The 21,908-nt window shown below is 73.1% G+C and carries 21 protein-coding genes; 1 reads left to right on the top strand and 20 read right to left on the bottom strand.

Annotated elements, in window-relative coordinates:
- Nucleotides 1-51: 51 nt before the first annotated feature.
- Nucleotides 52-795, bottom strand: coding sequence for a DUF427 domain-containing protein (locus tag BT341_RS22360; protein WP_072482121.1), 744 nt, complete (start codon nucleotides 793-795; stop codon nucleotides 52-54).
- A 29-nt stretch (nucleotides 796-824) separates the two neighbouring features.
- Nucleotides 825-2,237 (bottom strand): MFS transporter, encoded by a 1,413-nt coding sequence (locus BT341_RS22355; RefSeq protein ID WP_072478140.1) that lies wholly within the window; start codon nucleotides 2,235-2,237, stop codon nucleotides 825-827.
- A gap of 293 nt (nucleotides 2,238-2,530) precedes the next feature.
- Between BT341_RS22355 and BT341_RS22350 the strand changes: the two genes are divergently transcribed.
- Complete coding sequence (locus BT341_RS22350) at nucleotides 2,531-3,145, top strand: TetR/AcrR family transcriptional regulator (RefSeq protein ID WP_072478139.1); 615 nt, start codon at nucleotides 2,531-2,533, stop codon at nucleotides 3,143-3,145.
- Here BT341_RS22350 and BT341_RS22345 read toward each other — a convergent pair.
- The 18 genes from BT341_RS22345 to BT341_RS22260 all read right to left on the bottom strand — a co-directional run bounded on the left by BT341_RS22345 (nucleotide 3,067) and on the right by BT341_RS22260 (nucleotide 21,859).
- Nucleotides 3,067-4,239: a questin oxidase family protein gene (locus tag BT341_RS22345; RefSeq protein WP_072478138.1), complete on the bottom strand. Its 1,173-nt coding sequence runs from the start codon at nucleotides 4,237-4,239 to the stop codon at nucleotides 3,067-3,069. The genes BT341_RS22350 and BT341_RS22345 overlap by 79 nt on opposite strands.
- Nucleotides 4,240-4,270: 31 nt before the next feature.
- The gene (locus tag BT341_RS22340) at nucleotides 4,271-4,747 is read right to left on the bottom strand and encodes a cupin domain-containing protein (protein ID WP_245805060.1); all 477 of its coding nucleotides are present in this window, start codon (nucleotides 4,745-4,747) and stop codon (nucleotides 4,271-4,273) included.
- A gap of 3 nt (nucleotides 4,748-4,750) precedes the next feature.
- On the bottom strand, nucleotides 4,751-6,658 hold the full coding sequence (locus tag BT341_RS22335; RefSeq protein ID WP_072478136.1) for a multicopper oxidase family protein: 1,908 nt from the start codon (nucleotides 6,656-6,658) through the stop codon (nucleotides 4,751-4,753).
- A 74-nt stretch (nucleotides 6,659-6,732) separates the two neighbouring features.
- The gene (locus BT341_RS22330) at nucleotides 6,733-8,484 is read right to left on the bottom strand and encodes an acetyl/propionyl/methylcrotonyl-CoA carboxylase subunit alpha (RefSeq protein ID WP_072478135.1); all 1,752 of its coding nucleotides are present in this window, start codon (nucleotides 8,482-8,484) and stop codon (nucleotides 6,733-6,735) included.
- Between the two features lie 29 nt (nucleotides 8,485-8,513).
- Nucleotides 8,514-9,725 (bottom strand): NAD(P)/FAD-dependent oxidoreductase, encoded by a 1,212-nt coding sequence (locus tag BT341_RS22325; protein ID WP_072478134.1) that lies wholly within the window; start codon nucleotides 9,723-9,725, stop codon nucleotides 8,514-8,516.
- Nucleotides 9,722-10,495 carry an SDR family oxidoreductase gene (locus BT341_RS45455; RefSeq protein WP_072478133.1) on the bottom strand — a complete coding sequence of 258 codons (774 nt, stop codon included), beginning with the start codon at nucleotides 10,493-10,495 and terminating at the stop codon, nucleotides 9,722-9,724. Before BT341_RS45455 ends, BT341_RS22325 begins: the two co-directional genes overlap by 4 nt.
- Nucleotides 10,492-11,934 carry an FAD-dependent monooxygenase gene (locus tag BT341_RS22315; RefSeq protein WP_072478132.1) on the bottom strand — a complete coding sequence of 481 codons (1,443 nt, stop codon included), beginning with the start codon at nucleotides 11,932-11,934 and terminating at the stop codon, nucleotides 10,492-10,494. The genes BT341_RS45455 and BT341_RS22315 overlap by 4 nt, the downstream gene beginning before the upstream one ends.
- Nucleotides 11,935-12,876, bottom strand: coding sequence for an aromatase/cyclase (locus tag BT341_RS22310; RefSeq protein ID WP_072478131.1), 942 nt, complete (start codon nucleotides 12,874-12,876; stop codon nucleotides 11,935-11,937).
- A gap of 22 nt (nucleotides 12,877-12,898) precedes the next feature.
- On the bottom strand, nucleotides 12,899-13,684 hold the full coding sequence (gene fabG, locus BT341_RS22305) for a 3-oxoacyl-ACP reductase FabG (RefSeq protein WP_072478130.1): 786 nt from the start codon (nucleotides 13,682-13,684) through the stop codon (nucleotides 12,899-12,901).
- A gap of 93 nt (nucleotides 13,685-13,777) precedes the next feature.
- Nucleotides 13,778-14,047 carry an acyl carrier protein gene (locus tag BT341_RS22300; RefSeq protein WP_072478129.1) on the bottom strand — a complete coding sequence of 90 codons (270 nt, stop codon included), beginning with the start codon at nucleotides 14,045-14,047 and terminating at the stop codon, nucleotides 13,778-13,780.
- Nucleotides 14,040-15,314 (bottom strand): ketosynthase chain-length factor, encoded by a 1,275-nt coding sequence (locus BT341_RS22295; RefSeq protein WP_072478128.1) that lies wholly within the window; start codon nucleotides 15,312-15,314, stop codon nucleotides 14,040-14,042. The genes BT341_RS22300 and BT341_RS22295 overlap by 8 nt, the downstream gene beginning before the upstream one ends.
- On the bottom strand, nucleotides 15,311-16,588 hold the full coding sequence (locus BT341_RS22290) for a beta-ketoacyl-[acyl-carrier-protein] synthase family protein (protein ID WP_072478127.1): 1,278 nt from the start codon (nucleotides 16,586-16,588) through the stop codon (nucleotides 15,311-15,313). Before BT341_RS22290 ends, BT341_RS22295 begins: the two co-directional genes overlap by 4 nt.
- Nucleotides 16,581-16,913 carry a TcmI family type II polyketide cyclase gene (locus tag BT341_RS22285; protein WP_072478126.1) on the bottom strand — a complete coding sequence of 111 codons (333 nt, stop codon included), beginning with the start codon at nucleotides 16,911-16,913 and terminating at the stop codon, nucleotides 16,581-16,583. Before BT341_RS22285 ends, BT341_RS22290 begins: the two co-directional genes overlap by 8 nt.
- 29 nt (nucleotides 16,914-16,942) lie before the next feature.
- A complete protein-coding gene (locus BT341_RS22280; RefSeq protein WP_072482120.1) occupies nucleotides 16,943-17,929 on the bottom strand; it encodes an acyltransferase domain-containing protein in 987 nt (328 codons plus the stop codon).
- Entirely contained in the window at nucleotides 17,926-18,963 is a 1,038-nt protein-coding gene (locus BT341_RS22275; RefSeq protein WP_072478125.1) for a ketoacyl-ACP synthase III family protein, read from the bottom strand. The genes BT341_RS22280 and BT341_RS22275 overlap by 4 nt, the downstream gene beginning before the upstream one ends.
- 12 nt (nucleotides 18,964-18,975) lie before the next feature.
- Nucleotides 18,976-19,167 (bottom strand): ferredoxin, encoded by a 192-nt coding sequence (locus tag BT341_RS22270; protein ID WP_072478124.1) that lies wholly within the window; start codon nucleotides 19,165-19,167, stop codon nucleotides 18,976-18,978.
- Between the two features lie 11 nt (nucleotides 19,168-19,178).
- Nucleotides 19,179-20,348, bottom strand: a complete 1,170-nt coding sequence (locus BT341_RS22265; protein ID WP_245805059.1) for a cytochrome P450 — start codon at nucleotides 20,346-20,348, stop codon at nucleotides 19,179-19,181.
- 5 nt (nucleotides 20,349-20,353) lie between these two features.
- The gene (locus BT341_RS22260) at nucleotides 20,354-21,859 is read right to left on the bottom strand and encodes an FAD-dependent monooxygenase (RefSeq protein WP_072478122.1); all 1,506 of its coding nucleotides are present in this window, start codon (nucleotides 21,857-21,859) and stop codon (nucleotides 20,354-20,356) included.
- Nucleotides 21,860-21,908: the final 49 nt, after the last annotated feature.

Genomic DNA, 21,908 nt, shown 5'->3' with positions numbered 1-21,908 from the left:
TTGCGCGAAAAGCGCAAGCCGGGCGGGGGGTTCAGCGGAGTGCCGATGGCATCAGAACGAGTCCTGCAGCACGCCGTCGACGTAGGTGTCGGCGTTCCAGAACGCCAGGAGGCCGGCGATCTTCTGGCTCTCCGGCGGTGTCGTGCGGTAGCTCCACACGACGTCCTCGTGGAGCCGGTCGCCGGTCCGGACCGACCAGTACTGCGCGATGCCCTTGTACGGGCACTGGGTCACCTTGCCGCTCGGCACCAGCAGGTCCGTCCGGACGTCCAGTTTGGACACGTAGTAGCGCGTCGGCAGGCCGGTTTCGAACAGGAGCCGGGGACTGCGCGATTCGGCGACCGTGATCCCGCCGAGTTCGATGCGCACGTGCCGCGAGCTGGGCAGCACGTCGATCCGGGCGTGCGGGTCGCGCGGGTGGACGAAGATCTCCTCGTCCTCCTCGAACCACGCGTCCATGGCGTTCCACTCGAAGCGGATGTGGTCGCGCAAGGCGCCGAGCGGGCTCTGCCCGTAGTGCCGGGCCGCGCCCGGCGCCAGTGCCGCGCCGGCTTTCACCGAGAACAGCTCGGCGTCGCCGAGCAGCTCGGAGCGAGCCGTGCCCTGGTCGGGGATCAGCAGGTCGCCGTCCACGTCGGCCGTGGGGATGTAGTACACCGGGTAGCCGCGGGACTCCCAGACCAGCAGTGGCCGCATGGTGTCGGCCACCACTTCGCCGCCGAGGTAGACCCGCACCCGCTTCGGGCTCGGCTCGGCCCGGACCGGCCGTCCGCCGGTCGTGGCGCTGGACGTCATCGAGGGGTCCTCCTCCGGGGTCGGCGCGGTCACTCGGGGTTGCCGACGGGCTCGGGCTGCGGAGCCACGGCGCCCGCGGGGGCGGCCGGTGCCCGGTTCAGCCGGCGGATCTGGACCGCCGTGACGACCGTGACGAGCGCCGCGCCCGCCGAAGCCACCAGCGGGACGACCAGCAGCGCGTTCACGCTCCGGCCCGCGCCGACGACCACGGCCCCGCACGCCGGCCCGAACGTGAAGCCGAGGTTGCGCGCCAGGCCGGCCAGCGAGCTGGCGGTGCCCATCCGTTCCCGCGGCGCGAACTTCATGGTGGCGCTCTGGTTCGGCGCCACGAACAGGCCCATCCCGGCACCCACGATCGCCAGCCGCCACATCGTGCCTGCTGTGTTCCACTGCTCGCCTTGGGTGAAGAGCAGGGCGACGCCGACGACGGCGAGGCACGCGCCGAGCAGCCCGGCACGCCAGTCGCCGAACTTGTCCGCCAGCTGGCCGCCGATGAAGGACACGACCCCCATCGTCAGCGGCATCGCGAACATGATCGAGCCGACCTCGCCCGCCGTGCGCCCCATGTGCTGCTCGAGGATGTAGGGCATCAGGAAGAACATCGAGCCGCCGGTCATCGTCACCAGCAGCAGGGACGTGTCCAGGGACAGCAGCGGCGGCAGGCGCAGCACCCCGGTGACGTTGGCGGCGTCCGACGTGCGGGACCAGACCACGCCGAGCACCACGGCGCCGGCGAGCATGACCACGCCGGCCACGGCCGAGCCGGACGTCAGGCTGTCGATTCCCAGCAGCAGCAGGGTGAACGCCCCGGCGACGATCGCGGCGGCGCCCAGCCACGCCGGCGCGGGAGCGCGCAGCTTGCCCGTGTCCCTGACCGTCGCCGCGACGAGCCCGAACGCGATCGCGCTGATCGGCACGTTGACGAAGAACAGCCACGGCCAGGACAGCTGGCTGACGATCAGGCTGCCGAACACCGGCCCGCTGACCGAGCCCAGCGGGCCGATCACGCCGATCAGGCCCATCGCCTTGCCGCGGTCTTTCGGCGCGATCACCAGCGCGGCGGCGGCGAGCACGAGCACCGCGATCAACGCCGCGAACGTGCCCTGCACGACCCGCAGCGCGATGAGCACGCCCAGGTTCGGCGCGAACCCGCAGGCGGTGCTGGCGACGGCGAACCCGACGATGGCCAGCAGCAGCGAGGAGCGCTTGCCGACGACGTCGACCCACCGGCCCAGCGGGATCATCAGCCCGATCATCGGCAGGTTGTAGGCGACCAGGAGCCATTGCGTGCCGGTAGCGCTGCTGTCGAGGCTGTGCCCGATCGTCGGCAGCGCGGTCGCGACGATCGTCATGTCCAGCGTGGCCATGTAGATCGAGAGGCCGATGGCGATCACCGCGAGCCAGCGCGTGCGGTCGACCGGCGTGAAATTGGGTGGTGGCATACCGAAGCTCCAACCTGGTGAGTGGTGAACCGGCGTCGTGCGCGAAGGCGGGCGCCGGGGAACGGCCGCGGGTGGAGGGCGGGCCGGCGGTGGCCGGCCCGGGCGACGGACCTGGGGCCCGGAAACCCACGAGCCACGCGTCCTTGGAGCCGAGAACGGGTGGTTTCGTGGCGGAGTCGACGCCCGGCGGCCCTCCAGCCGCGGTCAGCGTAATTTCATCGGACAGCGTGTCTTTCACTGGACAGTGTGTCTTCCGCCGGTCCCGGTGTCAAGCCGAAGCTAGGATCGGGGCCATGAGCACCCGGAAGTACGAGCAGCGTCTGCGTGCCGACGCCGCCGAGGAAACCCGGCGGCGCATCCTCGCCGCGGTGTACGAACGGCTGTGCCAGGCACCGACCGAACCGGTGAGCATCGAGCAGGTCGCGAAGATGGCCGGGGTGTCGCGATCCACGGTGTACCTGGTGTTCGGCTCGCGGGCGGGGCTCTTCGACGCACTGGGCGACGACTTGCGCGGCCGCGGCGGGTTCGACCGCGCGGTGGACGCCACGACCGAAACCGACGCCCGCAACGGCCTTTTCGCCTCCATCCGCGCGTCCGTGCCGATCTTCGCCGAACACCGCGAAGTGCTCCGGGTCCTCTACTCGATGGCCCAGCTCGACCCGGACGCCGTCGGCGGAGCCGTGCACCGGATGGCCGAGTCCCGCTCGGCGGGCATGGCCTGGCACGCGCAGCGCCTGGCCGAGCAGAACCAGCTGCGCCCGGACGTCACGGTCGACGAAGCCGCCGATCTCCTGTGGACACTCTGCGGCTTCGAGACGTTCGACCAGCTCTACACGGGCCGGGCGCTGCCGGTGGAAGCGGTCGCCGACCTGCTGGTCGCCATGGTGGAAAGAGTCGTCTGCGCGTGAGCCTCGCGGCTCGACTCGATCCGCTGCAGGGCCGCGAACGCCGCCGCCGCGAACCGGCGGTCGGGACGGAGCAGGTTTTCCCGCAGGCACGCCTCGGTGAACTTGATGACGTGTTCGTCGCCGTGCTCGACGGAACGGGCGCTGAGCTCGTCGAACGACGGCAGATCGGCGTCGGTCGCCGCCCGGATCATGTCCGCCTCGCCGCGGCGGTCGCGGGTGAACGCCAGCAGGAACGCCAGGTGCACCTGCCACACCGCCTCGACGGACGCCGTGTGCTGTTCGGCAGGCAGGTACGGCAGGACCAGCCGGACGGCCGCCGGCAGCGTCACGGTGTGGACCATGGGAACCGCGAAGATCTCGTCGTGGGCCACGTACACCCCGGCGAACTCCGAAGTCATTTCGCTGAGCAGCCACTGGGCGTCGCCCGGCGCCAGCTCCTCCAGGCCCTCGAGGTAGCCCGGCATCGTGTCGAGCGTCTGCAACCGCTTCGCCGCGACCGGCGGGGTCACCGGCACCTCCCCGCGCAGCCGGGGCAGGGCGGCGACCGCGGAGGTGACACCCTGCTGCCCGCCCAGGCGCGGCTTGCCGGGTAACCGGGTGAACCGCGCGGCCCAGTACCCCAGTGCCCGCGCCAGCTCGGTCAGCTGGAGCGGGCTCGGCTCCGGCACGGCCGCGAGGCTGCGGACGGCGTGCGCGGTCCGGATGGTCCCGTGCGTGAACCCCGCGAGCATCCCGGGGAGCAGCCGCGGCCACCACCGGGCCAGCACCGTCTGCCACGGGGCTTCCGCCAGTTCCCTGGCCATCAGCTGTTCCCAGTCCCCGGCCCGGTCGAAGGAACCCAGCGCGGACCGCCACGACGACTCGTCGGCGGCGTCGAGCGCGAAGCGGGGCGACGGCGGGTCGTGGTGCGGCATGGCCGTCCGGTAGACCTCGACCCAGGACGCGACCTTGTCCCCGTGGCCGAGGGCGGCCAGCGCCTCGGCCCCCATCGGGCCGTGGTTGGCCAGGTCGCCCTGGATCCCCCGTTCGTAGCCCAGATCGTCGAGACGCTCGAGCGCGTCGTTGACCGCGTCCGAGTAACCCACTTTCGTCATGCGATTCCGTCCTCTCGAAACGGTGTCCGGCTCAGCTGAAGTCGGTGGCGGGAACGGTGGCGTAGCGGCTCATGACCTCGGCGGTGGCCTCCGGCGTCAGCTCGCGACCGGCCTCGATCACGGCACGCAGGTCCCGGAAGTACTGCACGTAGAGGTCCGGGGTGAAGGTGTTGAGCAGCACCAGCGGTTCGTCGCCGGGGTTGGCGAAGGTGTGCGGGGCACCGGGCGGCACCATCACGAAGCTGCCCGCCGGCGCGTCGTGGCTGGTGTCCCCCACGACGAACCGGGCGGTGCCCGACACGACGTAGAAGCCTTCGTCGTGCTCGGCGTGGCGGTGCTGCGGCGGGCCGGAGGCGTGCGGCGGGAGCGTGATCTCCCCGACCCCGAGCCGGTGCGCGGTCGTGCCGCCGTCCTCCAGGATCCGCATGCGGGCCGCGCCCAGCACGATCAGCTCGCCGCCGTCCGGGCCGACGACGGAAACGTCGTTCACAGCTTCGGGCTCGCTCACGCGTCACATCCCCATTCCGTGGCCGTGGTGCTCGTGGAACTTCGCGACTTCGGGCGGATGGACGACGAACGGCCGCATCATGCCGTCGTCCTCGTGGTCCCCGACGTGGCAGTGGTAGACGAACTCGCCGGTGCCGCCCTCGAACTTGCCGGCGACCGCGACCCACTGGCCGCGGTTGACGAGGAAGGTGTCCTTCCAGCCCTCCTCATGCTTGGCCAGCGGGTCGTCGGTGATCCCCGAGATCGGTTTCGTCGTCCGCTCGGTCGGCAGGTCCCAGGTCGTGGTGAAGTTCCGCCGGAACAACGCCTGGAACCGCGCCAGGTGGACGTGCATCGGGTGCACCGGCCCCAGCGGGCCGACGTGGATGAAGTTCCACACGGCCCAGCGGCCGTGGTCGATGTAGATGCCGACCGTGTCGTCGAACAGGCTGTCCCGCCGGCGGAAGGTCCGGGTGGCGCCGGTGCCCGGATCGACGAGCTGGATGACGCCAGGGCCGCCCGGGTCCGCGTCGACCTCTTCGAGCTCCCACATCTCCGGGTGGCCCTTCTTGCTCATCACCAGCCCGACCCACACGTGGTCGTGGTCCTCCGGCACGGTGGTGCCGTGCTCCAGGCGCACGTAGGACGGCGAAAGCCGGGCCGGCAGCCGGAACGGGTCGTGCACCGGCCGGTCCGCCACCCGGAACTGCATGAGGTCGGGTTCGGTCGGGCCGGCGGCCGTGCGGGCGTCGGTCAGCCGGACGTTCGTCCCTTTCAGCTTGCCGAAGTCGACGAGCACGTCGAGCCGCTCGGCGGGGGCGATGGTCAGGCCGCCGGCGGGTACCGGCGCCGGCGCCGGGAGCAGGCCGCCGTCGGTCCCGATCACGCTGATCGCGTCGTTGTGCACCCGGCCGGCGTCGTCGGTGAGGTTGAGCGTGTAGATGCGGCCGTTGCTCGCGTTGAGCAGCCGGAAGCGGTACCACTGGGCCTGCACGTCCAGGTGGGGCCAGATGGTCCCGTTCACCGTGTTGAACGGCCCGGTGAACCCGGCGGGCACCAGCGCGCCGCCGTACGGCACGGCCGGGATCTTGAACAGCAGCTGACCGGTCAGCTCGCCGGTGGCGGGAACGGTGTCGAGGTTGCGGTCGCAGAGCAGCAGCGGGATCTCCCGGCCGCCGCAGGGCAGGCCGAGCGCCTTCTCCTCGTCGTCACGGACGAGGTACATGCCGGTCAGCCCGGTGTGGAAGGTGTACCGGGTGATCGCCATCGAATGGTCGTGGTAGAAGAGCGCGGTCGACGGCTGGCGGTTCCGGTACCGGGTCAGCTGGCTCGAGCCCTTGAGCACGCCGTTGTGCGGCCAGCCGTCGCTCGCACCGTCGTTCGGCGCGCCGTGCAGGTGCGTGATCGTCCACGCGGGAAGCTCGGCGACGCCGTCGATGACGGTGTGGCCGGGCAGCGGCGCGCCGGCCGCGTCCCGGTAGCCCGGGGTGTTCGTCGGGTTGGCCGGAGCCGGCGCCTGCACGGCCACCAGCGGCAGCTGCCCGTCGATGTCGTTGAACCACTCGACCCGCAGCTCCTTCCCGCTGCGGACGTCGATGGTCGGACCGGGGAACTCGCCGTCGAACGCCCACACGGTCGTCGGCGGGAGCTGCGAGTGGAGCCGGACCTCGGTGCGTCTCATGTGGACTTCGAGGTCCCGTTCCCGCGGCCGGATCACCGGCGGGATCCGGAGCGGGTCGAGGAACTTCGTCAGCCCCCAGTCCGGGCCGGCAGGCGCGCCCGCGCCGGCGGGCACCGCCGGCGCGGGGCCGGCGGGGCTCGCGGCGGCGGCCCGGAACATGTTCGTGCCGATGGACAACGCGCCGAAGAGCGCTCCGGTGGTCAGCGTGCGGCGGGTGATCTGCGCCTTCGGATATCCGGCGTGGTCGGCCATTGCGCCCCGTTTCTCTTTCCCGGTCATGACTTCGGCCCGGCCGGTCGCCGGTGCCGTGGTTCTGGAGTGCCGCGTCAGTCTCTGATCTCGCAGATCGTCGCGCCGGCGGCGACGGTCTCACCGACCACACCGGACAGCCCGGTGACGGTGCCCGCCTTGTGCGCCGTCAGCGGCTGTTCCATCTTCATCGCCTCGAGGACGACGATGAGGTCGCCGCGGGCGGTGGTGTCGCCGTCGCGGGCCGCGACCTCGACGATGGTGCCCTGCATCGGCGCGACCACCGCGTCGCCGCCCGGCGCGCCCGTGCGCCGGGCGGGCCGCCTCGTGCCCGCGCTCCGCACCGGCGCGAGCCCGGCGGCCGGTGCGGCGGCCAGGCCGAACCCGCCGGGCAGCCCCACCTCCACGCGCGTGCCGCCGACCTCGACGGTGATCGTCTCCCGCGCGCTGGCAGGCGGCGCCGCGATTTCCCCGTCGTACGGCGGGATACCGTGTTCGAAGCCGGTCTCGACCCAGCGGGTGTGCACCGCGAGCGGTGCGCCGGCGAACGCGGGATCGTCGACGAGCGCCCGGTGGAAGGGCAGTACGGTGGGCAGGCCCGCCACCTGGAACTCCGCCAGCGCGCGGCGGGCGCGCTCGAGGGCCTGCCGCCGGGTCGCCCCGGTGACGACGAGCTTGGCGAGCAGCGAATCGAACTCCCGGGGAACGGTGTCGCCCAGGCCGAAGCCGGTGTCGAGCCGCACGCCGGGTCCCGACGGCGGGCGCCAGCCGGTCAGCACGCCCGCCGCGGGCAGGAAGTCCCGGCCCGCGTCCTCGGCGGTGATCCGGAATTCGACGGCGTGGCCGCGGGGTTGCGGGTCGTCGTAGCCGAGCGGCTCGCCGCCGGCGATCCGGAACGTCTCCCGGACCAGGTCGATGCCCGTGATCTCCTCCGTCACCGGGTGCTCGACCTGCAGCCGCGTGTTGACTTCCAGGAACGAGATCTCCCCGTCCGGGCCGAGCAGGAACTCGCACGTGCCCGCGCCGACGTACCCGGCCGCGCGCAGGATCGCCCGGGAAGCGGACCGCAGCAGGTCCTCCTGGGCACCGGAGAGGAACGGCGCCGGCGCCTCCTCGACCAGCTTCTGGTGCCGGCGCTGGACCGAACAGTCGCGAGTGGACACGACCACCACGGTGCCGTGCGTGTCGGCCAGGCACTGGGTTTCGACGTGCCGCCGGCCTTCCAGGTACCGCTCGGCGAAACACTCTCCCCGGCCGAACGCACCGGCCGCGCCGCGGACCGCCGACTCGAACCGCTCCGGGATCTCCTCGACGGTCCGGACGATCTCGATCCCGCGGCCGCCGCCGCCGGACGCGGACTTGATCACGACCGGCAGGCCGTGTTCACGGGCGAAGGCCGCCACCTGCGCGGCGTCGGTGACGGGCCCGGCGGTCCCGGCGGCGAGCGGAACGCCGGCCCGCTCGGCGACCTGCCGCGCCCGGACCTTGTCGCCCAGCGCGGCGATGGCGGCGGGCGGCGGCCCGATCCACAGCAGTCCCGCGTCGAGCACCGCCTGCGCGAATCCGGCTTGTTCCGACAGGAACCCGTATCCCGGGTGCACCGCGTCCGCGCCGGAATCCTTCGCGGCCTTCAGCAGCTTGCCGATGTCCAGGTAGCTCTCGGCCGCCGTCCGGCCGCCCAGTGCGTGCGCCTCGTCGGCCATCCGCACGTGCAGGGCGTCCAGGTCCGGCTCGGCGTAGACGGCGACACTGGCCAGGCCGCTGTCCGCGCAGGCTCGCGCGATCCGGACCGCGATCTCGCCGCGGTTGGCGATGAGGACCTTGCGCACGCGTCTCTCCTCTCTCCTCCGGTGGCGGGTCAGCGGGCGGCGGCGCGTCCCCGCGCCGCGAGCTCCAGGGCCTCGGCCCAGCCGGCCCGCCTTCTGATCAGTGCGCGGTACTTCATGGTGAGCGACGGCCGGTTGACGGCCAGTGCCCCGGCCAGCCGGTCACCGTCGCGGTAGAGCGCCACGAACCGGTCGTCGCCGCCGAAGGACTCGACGTGGTCCCCTTCGGGCACGCCGACGAACTGGATCCGGGTGCCGTACCAGTCCGACCAGAAGTACGGGACGGTCTCGTACGGTTCGGCGTCCTTTTCGGACACGGCGTTGCGCGCCGCGACGACGCCCTGTTCCGCCGCGCTCGTCCAGTGCTCCAGCCGCAGGTACCGCCCGAAGAGCGGGTTCCACCAGCGGGCGACGTCTCCGGCCGCGTAGACGCCCGCGGCGCTGGTCGCGAGCGTCCGGTCGCAGACCACGCCGTCCCGCACCACCAGGCCGGATCCCGCCAGCCAGCCGGTGACCGGCACCGCGCCGACGCCGACCACCACCAGGTCGGCGGGCAGGACGGTGCCGTCGGAGAGCAGCACCCGCTCGACCCGGCCGTCGCCCTCCAGCCCGGTCACCGTGACCCCGCAGCGCAGGACGGTGCCGTTGGCCGCGTGCAACGCGGCGAGAGCCGTGCCCGTCACCTCGCCGATCGCCCGGGCCAGCGGGGTGGGCGCCGCTTCGACCACCGTGACCGGCAAGCCGCGTTTCCGGGCGCTCGAAGCGACCTCGGAGCCGATGAACCCGGCACCGACGACGACGGTCCGCGCACCGGCGTGCAGGGCCCGGCGGACGGCGCGGGCGTCGTCGAGCGTCCGCAGCGTGTGCACCCCGGCGAGCCGCCCGGCGCCGGGCAGGCGGCGGGCCTGCGCGCCGGTCGCGATGACGAGCCGGTCGTAGCCCAGCGGGACGCCGGCCACGGTGACGGTCCTGGCCACGGTGTCCAGCCCGGTCGCGGGGGCACCGAGCCGCAGGTCCACTCCGAGCTGGTGCCGGAGGAAGCCGCCGGACCGGAACGCCGGGGCCGCTGGCTCCGCCGTGGCTTCGAGGAACGACTTGGACAGCGGTGGCCGGTCGTAGGGCAGGTGCTCCTCCGCGCCGACCAGGACGACGTGCCCGGTGAACCCGGCCTCCCGGGCGGCCTGCACCGCGCGGACCCCGGCCAGCGAGGCACCCACCACGACCAGGCGCCGCGGCGGCGTCACAGGTCCTGGCCGAGCATCGTGCCGCCGGTGGCGTCGATCCACGCGCCGGTGATCCACCGCGCTTCCGGGGCGGCGAGGAAGGCCACCACCTCGGAGATGTCTTCGGGTTCGCCGAGCCTGCCGAACGCCGACAGGCCGGACAGCGCCGCCCGCAGCCACGGCTCGGCCCGCGCCAGGTCGCCGGTGTCGACGACGCCGGGCGCCACCGTGTTGACCGTGATGCCCCGGGCACCCAGGTGCCGCGCGAAGTGCAGTGTGATCATTTCGAGGGCGGCCTTGCTCATCGCGTGCGCCACCTCGGGCGGGTTCGCGAACCTGGTGAGCCCGGTGGAGATGTTGACGATCCGCCCGCCGTCGGGCATCAGCGGCAGCGCCCGCTGCACGATGAAGAGCGGGGCCTTCGCGTTGACCGCCATGAGCCGGTCGAATTGCCCGGGCGTGACCTCCTCGGGCGCCACGGTGCCGAGCACGGCCGCGTTGTTGACCAGGATGTCCAGCCCGACGCGGTCGGCGTGCTCCTTCAGCCCCGCCTCCAGCCCGTCGAAGAGGACGTCGACGTCGCCGGGCACCCCCAGCTCGGCCAGCACGGGGAAAGCCCGTCCGCCTGCTTCCTCGATGACGCGCACGGTCTCGGCCACGCCGCCGGCGTCGGTCCCGGAATGCACCGCCGTCACCGCCCCGGCCCGCGCGAGCCGCGTCGCGATGGCCCGGCCGATCCCCCGGCTCGACCCGGTGACCAGCGCGGTCTTGTTCGCCAGCTGCACGGTCATCCACTCCCCTCGGCGCCGAACCAGCGACGCAGCGCGCTCTCGACGCCGGTCCCGTCGCCGGCGACCCACCCGACGTGGCCGTCCGGCCGCACGAGCACGGCCTCCGTTCCGGCCAGCGGTCCCTCCGGCACCGGCTCGGCGGAGACGGTGTCCACCCGGTCCGCCCACGGACCGGCCGCATCCGCCCAGCGCCCGGCGGTGAGGTCGAGCAGCACGCCGCGGGCCGGGCGGAGCAGGCTCGCGGAGCCGGGCCGGGTGGCCTCGGGCGGGATCCGGGCGCCCAGCAGCGGATGCACGCCCGGCCCGACGTCGTAGCGGACGTCCAGGCCGCTGACGGCGGCACCGAGCCGCGCGCGGACGGCTTCGTACTGCAGGAGCTCGGCGAACACGCCGCGGACCGGCTCCACCTCGCCGCCGCCGAGCAGGACCAGCGCCTGCGCCCGGATGTTCGCCAGGACGCGGGCGCCCACTTCGTGGCGTTCGGCGTGGTAGGAGTCGAGCAGGCCCGCCGGCGCCCACCCGGCCACCGCCGCGGCCAGCTTCCAGCCGAGGTTGACGGCGTCCTGCAGCCCCAGGTTGAGTGCCTGGCCGCCCACCGGCATCTGCGCGTGCGCGGCGTCCCCGGCCAGGAAGACCCGGCCGAGCCGGTAGCGGGCGGCCTGCCGGCTGGTGTTGTCGAAGGCGTTGACCCACAACGGGGTGCCGCCGCCGATGTCTTCGCCGGTGACCCGCCGCCAGACCTGCGCGACCTCGGCGAACTCCGGCTCGCCTGCCCGGTTTCCGACCGGCCGGCCGAATTCGTGGACCATGACCCGGGTGACGCCGCCGGGACGGCGGCCGGCCACCGCGAGACCGGCCGGGAACCGCTCGAACCGCCGGTCGGGGATGTCGATCCCGGCCACGTCGGCGCGGAGCATCTCCTTGTCCGCCCGTTCGCCGGAGAAGGCGAACCCGGCCAGGCGGGCCACCGTGCTCCGTTCGCCGTCGCAGCCGGCCAGGTACGCCGCGCGCAGCCGGGCCGGGCCGTCGGGGGTGGCCAGCTCCACCTCGACGTGGTCTCCGTGGTCGGTCAGCCCGGTCAGCTCGTGGCCACGGCGCAGGTCCGCGCCGAGACCACGAGCCCACTCCGCCAGCAGCGCCTCGGTGCGGGTCTGCGGCACCTTCCACTGGCCGGGGTACGGGCTGGGCAGTCCGGCGAGGCTCATCCGGATCCCGCCGAAGTGTCCCGCCGGGTCGTTCGGCGGGACACCCAGCGGCGCCAGCAGGCCGCGCTGGTCGAACAGTTCCATGGTGCGGGCGTGCAGGGTGGAGGCGCGGGATTCGCCGGTGGGCTCGGTGAGCCGGTCCACGACGACGACGTCGGCGCCGCCGAGGCGCAGCTCGCCGGCCAGCAGCAGCCCGACGGGCCCGGCCCCGGCGACCACGATCGGGGCGGCCACTCAGCGCCTGCTCTCGGCGTAGGCCTTCGCGTGCCCGAGGGTGGCCAGGCTGTTGCCGCCGAGCGCGTTCCGCACGAACTTCTTGGCCTCCTCGACACCCGCCTCCGGCCCGAGGACCGCCGGGATGCTGCCGGGGTCGATCACCACGGTGTGCTGCGAGACCGCGGTGACGCCCTGGTCGGTCTCCCAGAGCCGCCAGTACCCGGTGTGCACGCTCATCAGCGCCGGCAGCGTGATCTGCTTGTAGACGATTTCGCGGTGCGGGAAGCACACCCGGACCGACTTGGTCGTGTGCGTGGCGCCGTCCTTGGTGCGCGTGTCCATCTCCAGCGTCTGCACGCCCGGGCTCTCCTCGGTCAGCTCCACGCGGGCGACGTGCGGCAGGCGCTCCCGCCAGCGGTCCGCCTCGTCGAGGAAGTCGTAGACGTCCTCGGCCGAGCCGTCGATCCGCACGGAGTCCTCGAACGACACGGCCAGTCCGGCACCGCTGTCCTGTTCGGCGCCCGTCTTCAGCGCCGCGAGCTCCGACCGGCTGTTGCGGTCGACGGCTTCGTCGATCCACGCCAGGCTCCCGGGATCGTCGTCCACCGCGCGGTAGTGGTGCAGCAGCGTGACTTTCGCGGTTTCCCGCGCGAGCGGTTCGATGATCCACGTGCCGCCCATCTCGGCCACCGGTGGCGCGGAGACCTCCTGCCGGAACTCGACGCGCAGCGCGCCGGGATCCAGGAACCGGCGCGAGGTCCAGTTCTTCGGACGGCCGTTGGCGGTGGCCCAGATCCGGATCCGCTCCTCGGTTCCGTCGTGCTCCAGCCGGTCGACGTGGATGGTCGGGGGGAAGATCCGCGGCCAGTTCCGCACTTCGGCGACCAGCCGGTACACCTCGGACGCCGGTGCGCCGATGGTGATCTCGTGCGCCACCTCGCGCTGTTCCGCCTTCGACATGGGTTCGCTCCCTCGCGAGAAATCAGAAGTTGCCGAGGCCGCCGCAGACGTTGATCGCCTGTGCGGTGACGGACGCGGCGGTGTCGGACGCCAGGTAGCCGACCATCCCGGCCACCTCTTCCGGGGTGGAGTACCGGCCGAGCGGGATCTTCGCCCGGAACTTCTCCAGGATCTCCTCTTCGGAAGTCCCGAAGGCCTCGGCGTATCCCTGCCGGACCCGGTGCGCCATCGACGTTTCGACGTAGCCGGGGCACACCGCGTTCACGGTGATCCCGGTCGGCGCCAGCTCGTTGCCCAGCGCCTTGGTGAACCCGACCACGCCGTGCTTGGACGCCGAGTACGGGGCACCGAGCACCACGCCCTGCTTGCCCGCCGTCGAGGCGATGTTGATGATCCGCCCGCGGTCCTTGTGCCGCATGCCGCCGATGGTCAGCACCGCCCGGGTCATCCGGAAGACGCTGGTGAGATTGGTGTTCACGACGTCGAGCCAGAGCTCGTCGTCGAGGTCCGCGGTCACGCCGCCGCCGCTGCGCCCGGCGTTGTTCACCAGCACGTCGACCGGGCCGAAGGACTCGACGGCGGCGCGCACGCAGGCGGTGATGTCCTCGGCGGAGGCGACGTCGCAGGCCGTGCCGTCGACCTCCAGGTCCTCGTTCCGCAACTGCTTGACGGTCAGCTCGACCGCGTCGGCGTCCCGTGCGCACAGGAACACCTGGTGTCCCTGCGCCCCGAGTGTCCTGGTCACGGCGAGCCCGATCCCGCGGGTGCCCCCGGTGACCAGGGCCACTCGCTTCTGCTGGTTCGGCATGGCTGCTCCAATGCTTCGGTGTGGGTGCGGTGGTGGGCCGCCGCCGTGCCGGCCGGGGACATCGGGCACGGCGGCGGCACCCGGCGGGACGAGTCAGGCGACGCCCGCCGACAGCTGCTCGTTGACCAGATCGAGCAGCGCGCGGGGGGTGTCCGCGTCGGCGAGGACCGACTCGTCGAGCTTGATGGCGTACTCCCGTTCGATCCGGCTCGCCGTCTCCATCAGGGCGAGCGAGTCGTAGCCGAGGTCTTCGAACGAGGTGTCCACGGCGTCGGCGTCGACGCCGGCGGTGGCCTCGTCGGCGCCGGCCGCCTCGCCGAGGATGCGCCGGAGGTCGGCCAGGGTCAGGGTGTGGTCAGCCATGACCAGTTCCTTTCTGGAGTGTCTGATGTGGACTTGACGGGTCTGCGCCCGCGGCGGACGGCGCGCGGAGGACGACGGCGGAGTTGAAGCCGCCGTGGCCCCTGGCGAGCACGACGGCCGCGCGGACCGGGGCGGACCGCGGGCCGGCGGTCACCAGGTCGAGCTCGTACTCCGGCGCGAGCGAGACGTTCGTGGTCGGCGGGATCACCGAATCCCGCATCGACAGCAGTGCCGTGACCACGTCCAGCGCCGCGGCCCCGGAACAGAGCCGTCCGGTCATCGTCTTGGGCGCGGTGACCGCGACCCCGCGCGGGCCGAAGACCGCGGTGATCGCGTCGGCCTCGACGCGGTCGAGCTCGGGGACGGCGGCCGCGTCGGCGAAGACGACGTCGACGTCAGCGGCGGTCATCCCCGCGTCCTCGAGCGCGAGGACGATGGCCCGGGCCAGCGCCGGCGGCCGTCCGCTGCCGGGCCGCGGGTCGAAACTCGCGCCGTACCCGGCGATCTCGCCGTAGACGCGCGCGCCGCGCTCCCGCGCGCTGTCCGCGTCTTCCAGCGTCAGCAGCGCCCCGCCTTCGCCGGTGACGTGCCCGGCGGCCCGGCGGTCGAAGGGCAGGTACGCCCCGTCCGGGTCGTCGCTCGTGCTCAGCCGGCCGCTCGACAGGTGCGCCACCCAGCCCCACGAACAGAGCGAGGAGTCGACCGCGCCGGAGAGGACCAGCCGCGTGCCCCGGCGGATCTGCCGCCGGGCCTGCGCGAGCGCGTCCAGCGAGCCCGCCTGGTCGGAGACCAGCACGCCGCTCGGCCCGCGCATCCCGTTGCGGATCGAGAGCTGGCCGCTGTTCACCGCATAGAACCAGGCGAAGGACTGGTAGGCCGAGACGTACTGGCCGCCCTTGCGCCACATGTTGCGCAGCTCCCGCTCACCGAACTCGTAGCCGCCCGCCGAGCTCGCGGTGATCACGCCCATGTCGAACGACGGCAGCTCGGCCGGCACCACACCGGCGTCCGCGAGGGCCCAGTCGCCGACCACGAGGGCGAGCCGGGTCATGTGGTCGGTCTGCGGCAGCATCCGCCCGGACAGGTGGTCCGCGGCCACGAATCCCGGTACCTCGCCCGCCAGCACCGACGGGTAGCCCGCCGGATCGAAACGGGTCAGGGGCCCGATGCCGGTGCGGCCCGCGCGCGTCGCCGCCCAGAAGTCGGCGGTGCCGAGGCCGTTCGGCGCCGCGACGCCGAGCCCGGTCACCACCGTCGCGGCGCTCATGCGGCGCCCTGATCGCCGCGGCGCAGCACCATCGCGCTCTGGAAGCCGCCGAACCCGCTGCCCACGGTCAGCACGCCGCCGGTCCGCCACTCCCGCGCGGTCAGCGGCACGTAGTCCAGATCGCACTCGGGATCCGGCACGTGCAGGTTCGCCGTCGGCGGCACGACGTCGTGCTCGATCGCCAGCGCGCAGGCGGCGATCTCGATCGAGCCGATCGCGCCCAGCGAGTGGCCGACCATCGACTTGATGGAGCTCACCGGGACGCGGTAGGCGTGCTCCCCCAGGCTGTTCTTGAACGCCGCCGTCTCGTGCCGGTCGTTCTGCTTGGTGCCGGAACCGTGCGCGTTGACGTAGTCGATGTCCTCGGGGTTGACCCTGGCCTCGGCCATGGCGGCCCGGATCGCCTCGGTCATCTCCTTGCCGTCGGCGCGCAGCCCGGTCATGTGATAAGCGTTGGACCGCGTCGCGTACCCGCCGATCTCGGCGTAGACGTGCGCCCCGCGCCGCAGCGCGCTTTCCCGCTCCTCCAGGACCAGGACCGCCGCGCCCTCGCCGAGCACGAACCCGTTGCGCGTGCGGTCGAACGGCCGGGACGCGTGCTCCGCGTCGTCGTTGCGCGGGGTGGTCGCCTTGATCGCGTCGAAGCAGGCCACCGTGATCGGCGAGATCGGGGCGTCGGTGCCGCCGGTGATCATCACGTCGGCGGCGCCCTCCCGGATCAGCTCGCAGGCGTAGCCGACCGAGTCCAGGCCCGAGGTGCAGCCGGTCGACATCACCGTCGCCGGCCCTTCGGCGCCCACCGACCAGGCCACCTCGGCCGCGAACGAGCTCGGCACGAAGTAGTCGTAGAGGTGGGGCACGGTGTAGGCGTGGTCCACCAGTTCGAGCCGTCCGCCGTCGCTGACCACCCGGTACTCGTTCTCCAGGCCGGTCGTGGCGCCGACCGCGCTGCCGATCGCCACCCCGATCCGGGCCGGGTCCAGCTGCCCGGGCTCCAGGCCGCTGTCGGCGACCGCCTCACCGGTCGCGACCACCGCGAACTGCGCGGCCCGGTCCATCCGCCGGATCTGCTGCGGGCTCAGCCCGTGCGCCTCCGGGTCGAAGTCGACCTCCGCCGCCACGCGCGAGCGAAACGGCGAGGCGTCGAAGAAGGTCAGCGCCCTGGTCGCGGTGCGTCCCTCGGTGAGCATGCTCCAGAAGTCCTTGGTGCCGGCCCCGCCCGGCGCCAGTACTCCGATCCCGGTGATGACGACCCGGCGTCGTGGATCAGGCATCGGGGGCCGTCCAGTGGTAGAAGCGGGTGGCCATCGCGTCGGCGGGCGAGCGCCAGGTCGCCGGGTCGTACGGGTCGATGAAGGCACGCAGGTCCTGGCTGATCCCGACGAACCGGGGGTCCGTCCGGGCTCCGTCGATCGCCTCGGTGCCGTTGTCGGCGTCGAAGTCCTGCAGGTGGAAGTAGAGGCCCTGGTAGGTGAAGAGCTGGCGGCGCCGGGTGCCCATCAGGTGCGGCATGTCGGTCCGGTCGAACTCGCCGAACAGCTTGGCGACTTCCTCGCCCGAATCCGGCTTCAGCCGGGCCACGATCAGTGTGCTGTACAACTTTTGCTTCCCCTCAGTGCGGTGCACTCTCAGTGCGGTGAATTCTCGGAGTCGAGCTTTTCCAGCGCCGCCCGCCAGACCGGCCAGGCATCTTTTCCTTCGGTCGGGAGCAGGCCGACCACCACGCTGCGGCGCGCCCGCACGGACGGGTGCCGCCGGGCGACCATGGACAGCAGGTTGCCGGGGCCCGCCTCGGCGAACGTGAACTCGCCGTCGCCGGGCAGGCTCGAAACGGCCGCCCAGAACCGCACGGGCCCGGCCAGTTGCCGGGCCCAGAACGACGGGCGCACCGCCTCGGCCGCTTCGACCGGCCGGCCGGTCCAGGCGGAGGTGACCGGGATCCGCGGCGGCCGCAGCCGTTCCGCGGCGACGGCCTGCTCGAACTCCGCCGCCGCCGCGTCCAGGACCGGCGAGTGGAACGGCTGCGCGGAGCGCACGCGGCGGACGGTCAGCCCGGCCGCCCGCAACGCCGTCTCGGTCCGCGAGAGCTCCGGCTCGGGGCCGGCGAGGATGGTCTGCGCCGGGGCGTTGACCGCGCCGACCACGACTCCACCCGCCGCCGCCTCACGGTCCACAAAGGACTCGGCCGTGGCGGCCGTGGCGGCGACCGCGAGCATCCCGCCGGGCGGCGCGCCGGCCAGCACCCGTGACCGGGCGGCCAGGATGCGGCCGGCCGCGGCCAGGTCGAACACCCCGGCCAGCGCCGCGGCCGCGAGCTCCCCGACGCTGTGCCCGATCAGCCGCACCGGCCGGAGCCCGCGGCCGAGCAGCACCCGGCCGATGCCGTAGCCGATGGCGAACAGCAGCGGCTGCGCCCGCAGCCCGTCGTCGATCGACACACCCGGCGCGTCACTGAGCCAGTCGTCGCGCACGAGCTTTCCTTCGGGTCCCATGGCGGCGAAGAACTCGTCGGCCGCCGCGGCGAAGACCGGCTCACGCTCGTAAAGCGCCACGGCCATCCCCTGGTACTGGGAGCCCTGGCCGGGCAGCAGCAGGACGAGTCCGCGTCCGGTCATGGCCGCTCCGCCCATTCCGGCCGCTCCAGGACTTCGACGACCGCGCCCGACCAGCTGAAGCCGGCACCGACACCGACCAGGAGACAGCGGCTTCCCGGGCCCGCGGCCCCGGTCCGGACCAGCTGCTCCAGCCCGGCGAACTGATCGCCCGCGCCGAGGTGGCCGACCGTGCGGCTCCACGGCCAGGTCGTCTGCCCCGGGTGGACGCCGAGCTTGCCGAAGTAGCCCGCCGACAGCCGTTTGCGCCCGAGGTGCGGCAGCACGAACCAGTCGATGGCGGCCAGTTCGGTGCCCGCGTCGGCGAGCGCCCGCTCGATCGCTTCACGCTGGCCGGAACTCGCCTGCGCCACCGCGAACGACCGTCCGGCCTCGGCGACGAAGGCGTCCTTGTAGGCGTCCATTTCGACGACCTTCCGGTAGCTGAACGGCGCCGGGCCGAAGGGCTCGGCGCCCCGGTGCATGCCCTCGAGCTCCGACCGGCCGACCGTCGCCACGCTGCGGAGCCTGGCGAAACCGCGGGTCCGGGACAGCACGAGGGCGGTCCCGCCGTCGGCGTAGAGCGTCCCGGTGTCGCTGTGCCACCGGTCGAACCCCGGCGGGCAGAACCGGTCGCCGGTGGTGAGCAGCGCCGTCCCCCGGCCGGGCCGGGCCAGCAGGTAGGAGGCGGCCAGCTCCAGCGACACCATGCCGCCGTTGGACACCTGGCCGATCTGGATCGCCGGGCAGGCGTTGCCCACGGCGACCCGGTGCACGTACGAGGCCGGCGCCCACAGGTCGTGGCCCTGGTAGTAGAAGCTGGCGTGCAGCAGCAAGTCCACTTCGGACGGATCAACCGCGGCCCGCGCGAGCGCGACCCGGGCCGCCCTGGCCGCCATCTCCGGCGCCGGCACCTCCTCCGCGATGGTCACGGAGGCCATGTCCAGCGCGGCGGCGAGCGCCGGCTCGCACAACCCTTCGGCGATCGCGTCGCCGACGCTCATCGCCGGTGGCAGCCAGGTGCCGCAGCCTGCCACGAACACGTCGTCGAACCTCATCCGGCGGCCCGGTCACTCGGCCTTGAGCGCACTGACCGGGCAGATCCGCACGGCGTCGGCCGCCTGCCGGTCGCGGCCGTCCGGCACGGTGCCGTCGAAGAGCAGCACCAGCTCGCCCCCGTCGTCGATTTCGAAGAGGTCCGGCGCGGCGTCCTCGCACAGGCCGTGGCCTTCGCACCGCTTGCGATCGACCAGGATCTTCATCGGTTTCCTCCTCATCGTCCGAGAGTCGCGGGCAGCGTGGCGATCGCGCGGATGGTGTTGTGCACGCGGTAGGTGGGCTCGCCCACTTCGATCACCGAAACCTTGTCGGCCAGCGCGTTCAGCAGGGCGTGGCCCTCCAGCCGGGCGAGGCCCTGGCCGACGCAGCCGTGGATGCCGTGGCCGAACCCGACGTGGCTGGCGGCGTTCGCCCGCGTCACGTCGAAGGTGTCGGGCGTGTCCCAGTACCGCTCGTCCCGGTTGGCCGAGCCGTAGAGCATCAGCGCCCGCGACCCCGCCGGGAGCGTCGTCCCGCTCAGCTCGCGGTCCCGCGTCAGCAACCGGGACAGCCCGCGGATGGGCGCGTCGTAGCGGATGACCTCGTTGAGGGCGTTGGGGATCAGCGACCGGTCCGCCCTGATCGCCCGCCACTGGTCCGGGTGCCTGCCGAGCAGCAGCATGGCGCTCGAGAGGGCCGAGACCGTCGTGTCCAGGGACGGGACGAGGTAGTCGCCGATCATCGCGGGCAGCAGCTCCCGGCTGAGGGTGCCCGCCTCGGCGGCCGCGACGAGGTCCGCGCCCCAGCTTCCGGGACGCAGCCTGCCGGGGACGGCCATCTCGGCCATGAACGCCCACATCCCCTGCAGGGTCCCGAGATCCGCCACGGCCCGCTCGTTCATCGGGCCGAGGGCGTTGAACCCGGCCGAGGCCCACGCGAGGAAGTCGTCGCGGCCCTCGGCGGGCCAGCCGAGCAGATCGGGGACGACCGACAGCGGGAACAGCTGGGCGAAGTCCACGACCACGTCGAAGGTGGCACGCTCGAGCAGCCGGTCGACCAGCTCCCCGGCCAGCCGCTCGAACAGCTCCTTGTGCCGGCGCAGGGCTTTGGGAGTCAGCGGAACGCCCATGATGCCGCGCAGGTGGTCGTGGTACGGCGGGTCGCTGACCAGCGCGCTGCCCTTCATCTTCCGGTTGAGCGGCTCGTTCAGCGCCACCCCGGAGCCGGACGAAAAGCCTTCGTGGTCGTGCAGGGCGTCGTAGACGTCCTGGTACCTGGCCACCGCGTAGACCTGGTACTGCTCCAGCCAGACCGCGGGACCGGTGTCCCGGAGCGTCCGGTACGCCTCGTACGGCGAAAGGATCGCCTCTTCGGTGTAGAGATCGATGTCGGTACTGGGGATCACCGTCGTCACTGCGGGCCTTTCTCGTCGGGAGGATTCCGGATCGGGAGCGGAGCGCCGAACCAGCGCTCCAGAGCGGCGGTCAGCCCCACGGCCGCTCCCGGCGCCGCCCAGGCCACATAGCCGTCGGGACGCACCAAGAGCGCGTCGGTGCCGGCGAGCCCGCTGCCGTCTTCGATGGCGTACGGCGTCGCGGTGACGACGTCGACACGGTCCGACCAGCCCGCCGCGGCGGTCCGGAGTCCCGCGTCGGCGCCGAAGTCCAGAAGCACGCCACGGGCCGGGTGCAGCAGTTCGCAGGCGCGGATCTTGCCGTCGCCGCGTACGAGGTCGTGGTCCGGAAGCCGCCGGCCGAGCAGCGGGTGCTCCCCGGCCCCTACGTCGTAGCGGACGTCCAGGCCGCTCACCATGCCCGCCAGGTGACGGCCGACGACGTCCAGCCGCATCAGGTCGGCCATCACCTCGCGCAGCGGCTCGACGTCGCTGCCGCTCAGGTACAGCAGTCCCTGCGCGAGCGTGTTGCGCAGCAGCCGCACGCCGGCCGGATGCCGCTCGGCGTGGTAGGTGTCCAGCAGCCCGGCGGGCGCCCGGCCCAGTACCTGCGCGGCGAGCTTCCAGCCGAGGTTCACCGCGTCCTGGACGCCGAAGCTGAGCCCCTGGCCGCCGGCCGGCAGGTGGGTGTGCGCGGCGTCGCCGGCCAGCAGGACCCGGCCGCGCCGGTACTCGGCGGCCTGCCGGGTGGCGTCACCGAAGGCACTCACCCACACCGGCCTGCCGTGCCGGATGTCCTCACCGGTGATGCGCTGCCAGGCCGCGGCGACCTCGGCGAAGTCCGGCGGCCCGGTGCGCCGCCGGGGTGGCGCGCCGCGCTCGCAGACGATGATCCGGTCGACGCCGTCGCCGGTCGGCGCCGACATCACCATGCCGCCGGGCAGCTTCTCCCCGATCGGACGCGGGCGCAGGGCGCACCCGGCCACGTCGGCCAGGAACATCTCCCGCGTCGCGTCGGTCCCGGGAAAGGCGAAACCCGCCAGCTTGCGGACCGCGCTGCGGCCGCCGTCGCAGCCGACCACGTACTCGCCGCGGAGCCGGACGGCCCCGCGCGGGCCGCGGACCTCGATGTCGACGCCGTCGCCGGTGTCGTGCAGGCCGACGAGCTCCCGGTTCCGGAGCACCGGCGCACCGAGTTCGTCCGCCCAGTCCGCGAGAACGGCCTCCGTGCGCGACTGCGGAATGCCCCGGGCCCCGAAGTGGGCGCCCTCCAGCACCGTGTAGTCGAGCGGCACGCCTCCGAAGTGGCCGCGGGGGCTGATTTCGACGTCCCCGAACCGCGGCAGCAGCCCGCGCTGGTCGAACACCTCGAGGGTCCGCGCGGTGAAACCGAGACCGCGTGATTCACCGGACGGCCGGGAAAGGCGTTCCACGACGAGGACCTCGACCCCGGCGAGGCGCAGTTCGCCGGCGAGCATCAGCCCGACGGGACCCGCACCCACCACGATCACGGCAGCGTCCATCCGAGTCTCCTAGCGCTGGGCCGGCGGCGCGTTCCGCAATCCGCGAAAC

It is taken from the genome of Amycolatopsis australiensis (assembly GCF_900119165.1).
In the GTDB taxonomy this organism is placed as follows: Bacteria; Actinomycetota; Actinomycetes; order Mycobacteriales; family Pseudonocardiaceae; genus Amycolatopsis; species Amycolatopsis australiensis.
The sequence above is the reverse complement of the archived record's forward strand: the minus strand, read 5'-3'. Positions and strand labels throughout refer to the sequence as shown.

Excerpts from the sequence above, each read along its gene's own strand:
- BT341_RS22360 (WP_072482121.1), bottom strand. The coding sequence starts at position 795 with ATGACGTCCAGCGCCACGACCGGCGGACGGCCGGTCCGGGCCGAGCCG.
- BT341_RS22355 (WP_072478140.1), bottom strand. The coding sequence starts at position 2,237 with ATGCCACCACCCAATTTCACGCCGGTCGACCGCACGCGCTGGCTCGCG.
- BT341_RS22350 (WP_072478139.1), top strand. The coding sequence starts at position 2,531 with ATGAGCACCCGGAAGTACGAGCAGCGTCTGCGTGCCGACGCCGCCGAG.
- BT341_RS22345 (WP_072478138.1), bottom strand. The coding sequence starts at position 4,239 with ATGACGAAAGTGGGTTACTCGGACGCGGTCAACGACGCGCTCGAGCGT.
- BT341_RS22335 (WP_072478136.1), bottom strand. The coding sequence starts at position 6,658 with ATGGCCGACCACGCCGGATATCCGAAGGCGCAGATCACCCGCCGCACG.
- BT341_RS45455 (WP_072478133.1), bottom strand. The coding sequence starts at position 10,495 with ATGACCGTGCAGCTGGCGAACAAGACCGCGCTGGTCACCGGGTCGAGC.
- BT341_RS22310 (WP_072478131.1), bottom strand. The coding sequence starts at position 12,876 with ATGTCGAAGGCGGAACAGCGCGAGGTGGCGCACGAGATCACCATCGGC.
- fabG (WP_072478130.1), bottom strand. The coding sequence starts at position 13,684 with ATGCCGAACCAGCAGAAGCGAGTGGCCCTGGTCACCGGGGGCACCCGC.
- BT341_RS22300 (WP_072478129.1), bottom strand. The coding sequence starts at position 14,047 with ATGGCTGACCACACCCTGACCCTGGCCGACCTCCGGCGCATCCTCGGC.
- BT341_RS22295 (WP_072478128.1), bottom strand. The coding sequence starts at position 15,314 with ATGAGCGCCGCGACGGTGGTGACCGGGCTCGGCGTCGCGGCGCCGAAC.
- BT341_RS22290 (WP_072478127.1), bottom strand. The coding sequence starts at position 16,588 with ATGCCTGATCCACGACGCCGGGTCGTCATCACCGGGATCGGAGTACTG.
- BT341_RS22280 (WP_072482120.1), bottom strand. The coding sequence starts at position 17,929 with ATGACCGGACGCGGACTCGTCCTGCTGCTGCCCGGCCAGGGCTCCCAG.
- BT341_RS22275 (WP_072478125.1), bottom strand. The coding sequence starts at position 18,963 with ATGAGGTTCGACGACGTGTTCGTGGCAGGCTGCGGCACCTGGCTGCCA.
- BT341_RS22270 (WP_072478124.1), bottom strand. The coding sequence starts at position 19,167 with ATGAAGATCCTGGTCGATCGCAAGCGGTGCGAAGGCCACGGCCTGTGC.
- BT341_RS22260 (WP_072478122.1), bottom strand. The coding sequence starts at position 21,859 with ATGGACGCTGCCGTGATCGTGGTGGGTGCGGGTCCCGTCGGGCTGATG.